The 7,114-nt window shown below is 37.5% G+C and carries 8 protein-coding genes and 2 rRNA genes; 5 read left to right on the top strand and 5 right to left on the bottom strand.

What is annotated here, in order from left to right:
• Positions 1 to 142: 142 nt before the first annotated feature.
• The 3 genes from NZ519_10120 to purH all read right to left on the bottom strand — a co-directional run bounded on the left by NZ519_10120 (position 143) and on the right by purH (position 2,919).
• Positions 143 to 709, bottom strand: a complete 567-nt coding sequence (locus NZ519_10120; protein ID MCS7029104.1) for a DUF3109 family protein — start codon at positions 707 to 709, stop codon at positions 143 to 145.
• A gap of 7 nt (positions 710 to 716) precedes the next feature.
• Entirely contained in the window at positions 717 to 1,343 is a 627-nt protein-coding gene (locus tag NZ519_10125) for a hypothetical protein (GenBank protein MCS7029105.1), read from the bottom strand.
• 61 nt (positions 1,344 to 1,404) lie between these two features.
• Positions 1,405 to 2,919: a bifunctional phosphoribosylaminoimidazolecarboxamide formyltransferase/IMP cyclohydrolase gene (gene purH / locus NZ519_10130; GenBank protein ID MCS7029106.1), complete on the bottom strand. Its 1,515-nt coding sequence runs from the start codon at positions 2,917 to 2,919 to the stop codon at positions 1,405 to 1,407.
• A gap of 109 nt (positions 2,920 to 3,028) precedes the next feature.
• Between purH and NZ519_10135 the strand changes: the two genes are divergently transcribed.
• The 5 genes from NZ519_10135 to NZ519_10155 all read left to right on the top strand — a co-directional run bounded on the left by NZ519_10135 (position 3,029) and on the right by NZ519_10155 (position 6,597).
• The gene (locus tag NZ519_10135; protein MCS7029107.1) at positions 3,029 to 3,565 is read left to right on the top strand and encodes a peroxiredoxin; all 537 of its coding nucleotides are present in this window, start codon (positions 3,029 to 3,031) and stop codon (positions 3,563 to 3,565) included.
• An 80-nt stretch (positions 3,566 to 3,645) separates the two neighbouring features.
• Positions 3,646 to 4,707: a recombinase RecA gene (gene recA / locus NZ519_10140; protein MCS7029108.1), complete on the top strand. Its 1,062-nt coding sequence runs from the start codon at positions 3,646 to 3,648 to the stop codon at positions 4,705 to 4,707.
• Between the two features lie 31 nt (positions 4,708 to 4,738).
• Complete coding sequence (recR, locus tag NZ519_10145; GenBank protein ID MCS7029109.1) at positions 4,739 to 5,344, top strand: recombination mediator RecR; 606 nt, start codon at positions 4,739 to 4,741, stop codon at positions 5,342 to 5,344.
• A 59-nt stretch (positions 5,345 to 5,403) separates the two neighbouring features.
• Positions 5,404 to 6,432, top strand: a complete 1,029-nt coding sequence (gene mutY, locus NZ519_10150) for an A/G-specific adenine glycosylase (GenBank protein MCS7029110.1) — start codon at positions 5,404 to 5,406, stop codon at positions 6,430 to 6,432.
• A gap of 15 nt (positions 6,433 to 6,447) precedes the next feature.
• On the top strand, positions 6,448 to 6,597 hold the full coding sequence (locus NZ519_10155; protein MCS7029111.1) for a hypothetical protein: 150 nt from the start codon (positions 6,448 to 6,450) through the stop codon (positions 6,595 to 6,597).
• 284 nt (positions 6,598 to 6,881) lie between these two features.
• Here the strand turns inward: NZ519_10155 and rrf are convergent.
• Positions 6,882 to 6,989, bottom strand: a 5S ribosomal RNA gene (gene rrf / locus NZ519_10160).
• Between the two features lie 36 nt (positions 6,990 to 7,025).
• A 23S ribosomal RNA gene (locus NZ519_10165) occupies positions 7,026 to 7,114 on the bottom strand; the annotation flags it as partial.

The raw sequence follows: 7,114 nt of genomic DNA on the forward strand, positions 1-7,114 counted from the left end.
ATTGAGGTTCAATGGGTCGTCAGGTAGTCGGATAATCACTTTATCGGCAATACTTGGCTGTTCCTGAGATAACGAAAAGCGTACATTTGCTAAAATTAAAACTAATATAATTAAAGTGTGTTTTGCCATAATCGCAAATATATTACTTTTGACATTCAGAAAGTAGTTTATTAAACCATTCTTTTCCATATTTTCTTATCAGAGCATCTTGGATAAATCTATAAAGAGGTATTTGCTTTTGCTCTCCATATCTACAAGCAGGGCTACATATTTCCCATCGTTCATAATTGAGCAAGTCCGTTCCGTTTACATGCGTTACTCGAACAGGATACAAATGGCACGAGATAGGTTTTTGAAATTCTATTTTTCCATCTAAATACGCTTTTTCAATAGCACACTTCCAAATTCCGCTTTCATCTAATACGGCAAATACACACTCCTCTTGATATCCGTTTGTAGTAGTAGTGTAATCATTTTCCTTTTCATCAAACTCAAAAAGCCCTTTCTGCGCAATAGTTTCTTTGCTTCTTTGAGATAGGTAAGGTTCAATTCTAGGATAGATTTGCGTCAAAATATCTAGCTCTTGTTTTTCTAATGGCGCTCCTCTATCGCCTTGTACGCAGCAACTTCCCTTACATTTTTCTAATTGGCATTGAAAATACTTTTCTTTTATGTCATCTGACAAAATAACTTGGTCAATTACTATCATAGCGTAGTTACCACTTTTTGGAATAAGGTTTGGGTTTGCGAGCAAAACTCACAGGAATACCTGCCGATGGACCAACGGTATAAACTACTCCCCTATAATCAGATATAGTAAAGTTCCTGAATTGGTTTGGATTACGAAGCATGTACTCTACCATATCTATGCGCGTATGCTCATCTTTGTAACCTAAAAGTAATACTTTTTCTATGTCCATAGCATAACGGTCAAAAATACTGTCTGTACGCATCTTTAAGAAAGCTTGTACCAACTCCTCACGAGTATAACTGTAAATTTTGACTTCTTTTGTAGTGTAGCTAGTAGGTACAAACATAAATACATGATATAGAACAGTAGTAGTATCACTGCGCATGATTCGCTTTACGCTAGTTCGTATAGGTAAGTAGCCAATATGTTCTAAAATTAAACTATCGTTGCTACTGGTAACTACACTAAAAAAGCCGTTTTCATCGCTTTTACCTATTATGCCTGCTTTACCACGAACTATTACCTGTGATAATTCAGTGAAACCATCAGCCTTTATAGTTTTGCCATAAATACTGACTAAATGCTGCGCCTGTACCTCAAAAGTACAAGATATTCCCCAAAAACTTATCAAAAGCAGCTTTAGTCTAATCATATAAGTAAAAATACAAAGAACACAAGTAATTAACAAAAATTAAATGAAGATAAATTCTGAATTAGTGCTTAAAATGCCGCATGTTTGTAAATATCATGCACAAGTTGTTTGTGTTGCAATAGTCAATACTATCTTTATCGCGTAAAGAGCCACCAGGTTGTACAATGTATTCAATTCCTGCTTGATGAGCTATCTCTACACTATCTGAAAATGGAAAGAAACCATCAGATACCAATACAGCATCCTTAGTTGTAAATCCCATTACTTTAAGTTTGTGAATAGCTTGTTTAAGAGCATCTACTCGGGAAGTTTGCCCAACTCCTGAACCTATCAACTGCTCGTTTTTGATAATTGCGATTGCATTTGATTTAAGATGCTTCACTACTTTAAGTCCAAAGATAACATCATTTTTGAGGTACTCGGGTAATTCACGTGTAGATACTAGCTTCCAATCTTGGTACAATCCTACATCTTTTTCTTGGACTAAAATTCCATTAAGTATACTTTTAAATTGTACTTTACGATGTGAACAGGGTTTTCTCTGCAACAAAATGCGATTTTTTTTGCCAGATAAAATTTGCAGTGCTTCCGAGTCAAAACCAGGGGATATGAGCACTTCAAAAAACATTTTATCCATTAGTGAAGCAGTTTCTTTATCAATAGTTTTATTTGTAACAATAATTCCTCCAAAAGCAGATAGGGGATCGCAAGCTAAGGCATCTTTCCATGCTAAGGCTAGGTTTGCCCGTGTAGCTATTCCACAAGGGTTAGTATGCTTGATAATAGCACATGTTACTTCGTTTTCTTGAAATTCATCTATCAATTCAATGGCTTGGTCAATGTCTAATAAGTTGTTGTATGAAAGTTCTTTGCCACTAAGCTGAATGAAATTTTCTTCTATCTTTCCATAAAATACTGCTTTTTGGTGAGGATTTTCTCCATATCTTAATGAAGTGGAATGTACAAACGAAACAGGGGCACTTATCTCTGCTTCTGTATTTGCGAACCAATTGAAAATAGCATTATCATAAGCAGATGTGATAGCAAAAGCATTTTTAGCGAATTTTTTGCGAATAGAATAAGTTATTTCTTGCTCATTTTGTATCAATTCAGCTAAAACAGATGCATCTTGGGGATGAGCAATTACTGTTGTGCGTTCAAAGTTTTTAGCTGCGGCTCTGATAAGTGAAACTCCCCCTATATCTATTTTTTCAATAATCTCTTCTAAATTTGTAGTGTGTGAAATTGTTTCCTCAAACGGATAAATATCTACGATAACAATATCAAAATAAGGTATATCAAATTGACGAAGTTCGTTTTGGTCTTGTAAATGATGTGCGCGGGCAAGTATGCCGCCAAATATTTTTGGATGTAAAGTTTTTACACGCCCTCCCAAAATAGAGGGATAGCCTGTTAGCTGCTCTACGTCAAATACTTGTTGAGAGTATTGTCGTAAAAAGCTAGCTGTTCCCCCCGTAGAATAAAAACAAGCTCCTTTTTCTGATAAAACTCTTAAAAGTGGTAAATAAGGCTCTTTGTAGTACAAAGAAACCAATACATTCCAAGCCATATTCATACCAACAAATATAGAGATTATTTGACAATCAGTTGTGTTCAACATAAAATGTAAATTTGTACTTTTGAACAATGAACTTTTTTGCTTTTATACACGCTAACAAAGATATATGCTTACAGTAGGTGATAAATTTCCTCAAATAGAACTTCCTGCATGTGTATCCACAGAAAGTGGAAAGGAGTTCGCAACTATTTCTTTACAAGCTCATATAGAGCAAGGTAAATGGATGGTTATATTCTTTTGGCCTTACGATTTCAGCAGTTTATGCCCTACCGAAATTATAGGTTTTAACGAAAAGTACGAAGAATTTGTAGAACGTAATGCGTTACTTTACGGAGCAAGCACAGATACAGCTACGGTACATTTAGCTTGGCGTAAGTATCACGATGGGCTGAAGAATCTCAAATTTCCGATGCTTTCAGACCATGCTAAAAAGTTGTGTAGTCAGTTAGGTATATTAACAGGAAGAGATGAAGTAGCTATGCGTGCCACTTTTATTGTTGATCCAGAAGGGATTATTCGTTGGGTTAGTGTTAACCACATCATCGTAGGCAGGAATATAGAGGAAGTACTTCGTACTTTGGATGCTCTACAAACAAACACCCTTACACCTTGCAATTGGAAAAAAGGACAGCCTACGTTGTGATTATCAAAAAGTTCTATATTTTTTTGCAAAAAGTTGTAATAGTGTCTCTTTCTGTGTATTTTTGAAAAAATTTAAAACGTATGTCAGATAAAAATGAACGTACAGAAAAGCTCAAAATGCTGCAAAATACCATTGAGCGACTAGAAAAAGAACACGGCAAAGGGGTTATAATGAGGCTCAGCGATCAAGGTATGACAGATATAGATGTCATTCCTACTGGGTCCTTAGGGGTAGATTTGGCGTTAGGAGTTGGCGGCTTACCAAGGGGTAGAATTGTAGAAATTTTTGGACCTGAAGCCTCAGGTAAAACTACTTTGGCTTTACATGTAATTGCAGAGGCACAAAAAATGGGCGGCATAGCTGCTTTTATTGACGCTGAACATGCTTTTGATAGACAGTATGCAATAAAGCTAGGTATAGACACAGATAATTTGTATGTATCGCAGCCTGATAATGGTGAGCAAGCTTTGGAGATAGCCGAAGGACTTATTCGTTCCAGCGCTATTGACGTAATTGTGATAGATTCCGTGGCAGCTCTTGTACCAAAAGCAGAAATTGATGGCGAAATGGGTGATGCTAAACTTGGTATGCATGCCCGCTTGATGTCCCAAGCCTTGCGCAAACTAACCTCTGCAATTAGTAAAACAAACTGCGTATGCATTTTTATCAACCAACTTAGAGAAAAAATTGGTGTAACCTTCGGTAATACTGAAACTACTACAGGCGGTAATGCCCTCAAATACTATGCTTCTGTGCGTATAGATGTACGCAGATCTACAGCCATCAAAGATGGTGAGGATACAATGGGTAATCGTACCAAAGTTAGAATTGTAAAAAACAAAGTAGCCCCTCCTTTTCGCACTGCTGAATTTGATATCATCTACGGTAAAGGTATTTCCAAAGCAGGTGAAATTTTAGACATGGGTGTAGATCTCAATATCATTCAAAAGTCAGGATCATGGTTTAGCTATAATGGCGAAAAACTTGGGCAAGGTAGAGACACAGTAAGAAATCTCATAGAAGATAACCCTGAATTGATGGCAGAACTTGAAAGAAAAATAAAAGAAAAACTTGCTAATACCGAACAAGCCTCTGCTAACCTTGCAAAACCAAAGAAAGGAAAAGAAGTTGAAATAGAATAAAGCGTATTGCGCTTTTGAGTATTTTTGTAAAGTGAATTATCCGTCTAAAGTTATAGAAGAAGCAGTACAGCAATTTTCCAAATTACCAGGCATAGGAAAAAAAACTGCTCTGCGCCTGACTTTGTTTTTGCTTCGGCAGCCCGAAGAGTTTGTAAAACCTATTGCCGAAAGCATTCTATCTCTTAAATCCAAAGCACAACTTTGTAAGAAGTGCTACAACGTAGCAGATAGCGAACTGTGCAATATTTGTCTAAATTCCAACCGAAACGCAAACCTATTGTGTGTAGTTAAAGATGTTCAAGACGTGTTAGCCATTGAAAACACTCATTTTTATACAGGTTTGTATCATGTTTTAGGTGGGCTAATTGACCCCATGGCAGGTGTAGGACCAGATAAAATTACACTTAATCAACTTATACAAAGAGTTCAACAAGAACCAATTACAGAAGTAATATTTGCCCTAAATGCAACCATAGAAGGAGATACCACACTTCATTATGCTGCTAAGCAAATTCATGCGGTTCGTAGCGATATCAAGATAACTACAATATCTAGAGGTATTCCCGTGGGCGGAGAATTAGAGTACGTAGATGAAACTACCTTAGGGCGTTCTCTTCAACACAGAATTACTATTTAAGGAACTGAACTCAACTCAAATTTTATTAAATAAGCAGAAAAGCAGCCTGACCGTTACAAATGAAAGAAATATTTCAGCAGCGGTTATTGACATGGTTTGAAAAGCATAAAAGAGATTTACCTTGGCGAAAAACGCAAGATCCTTATTTAATTTGGCTATCGGAGATAATTTTACAGCAAACCCGTGTAGTGCAAGGGCTGCCATACTACCTCAAATTTATTGAAAAGTATCCTACGATACATGATCTAGCCAATGCACCCGAAGATGAAATAATGAAACTTTGGCAAGGGCTAGGTTATTACTCACGGGCTAAAAACATGCACTACACTGCAAAATGGATTGTGGAGCATTACCAAGGACAATTTCCTACTACTTTCAAAGAAATCAGACAACTCAAAGGCATCGGAGATTATACTGCTGCAGCAATTGCTTCATTTGCTTACAATCAACCTGTAGCCGTAGTAGATGGCAATGTTCAGCGTGTGTTAGCACGTTGTTTGGGCATACAAGCAGATATAAAGCAGAAAAAAGTCTTTCAGAACTATGCGGATTCTCTTTTAAATTTTGACAGTCCTGCGGCACATAATCAAGCCATGATGGAGTTTGGGGCCATACAGTGTGTCCCCAAAAATCCTGATTGTCATCGTTGCATCATGAAGGATATATGCTACGCATATACTCATCAAGCAGTAATGAAATTACCGGTCAAAACGCAAAAAGAAGCCAAGCCCCATAAAACTGCCCATTTTTACTACATAGAAAACGAACACGGACAAATTCTCATTCGTAAGCGAGCAGAAAAAGGTATATGGGCAAATTTGTATGAAATTCCTAACACTTTGGAGCAGAGTTTGAATTTTAATTTTTCTGATAAGTACCTTAGAAAAGGCTATCTCAAACATGTTTTTACTCATTTTGTGTTGCATATTACTTGGTTTCATTACAGAGTAAAAAGTGAGGATATTTTGTTGTGTGAAAAATGTCATTGGATAGATGCTCATCAAATTGAGGCTTTTGCTTATCCTGTACCAGTTCAAAAAATTATCCATGCGGTTAAGCAAAGGGATGCAGAATTATTATTTTTTTAATCATTTTTTAATTTTTTGGGCGTGCCCTTGTGGGCGTTTCGCTTGCGCTCATGCCCACAAGGTCGGCGTGCTACGGGCTACGCTAACGCTTCGGTGCTTCGCTTCGCTACGCACCGTGCTGACGCACGCCCTTCGCATGCCTCACGCAAGGAATCTCCGAAATAATCATTTCGCTACAATTTATATAAGGTTTAGGCTGCAACCCCCTGTATTTCAAGCTTACAACAAGGTAAAAATGCGACTGTACAGGTAGAATCTACGCTTCTATACAGAGAATGCAGGGCAGACTATAGCTACGTTGGCATGGGCAAAGCATGTACTGTCATTCAATCATTACCAACTATTACCAAATAACGTGCTCGAAAGCTATTGCGTAGAAATTCAGAGTTTATGTAGGTACTAAAAAACAAAAGCACAACATAAGCGGTTGTGCTTTTGTTTCAATTTTTTTTGGGCGCTTACCTACTTTCCCGCGTTAGCAGTATCATCGGCGCAGAGGGGCTTAACGACTCTGTTCGGAATGGGAAGAGGTGAACACCCTCACTATCTGCACCCTTAAAAAGTTACTGACAAGCAAAAGAGAGATAGAACCTCAAAGCAAGCTTCGAGCAATTAGTACAACTCGGCTTTGGTATTACTACCTTTACACCTGTTGCCTATCTACGTAGTCGTCTCCTACGGC

This window comes from Bacteroidia bacterium, from assembly GCA_025056095.1.
Lineage (GTDB): Bacteria > Bacteroidota > Bacteroidia > JANWVE01 > JANWVE01 > JANWVE01.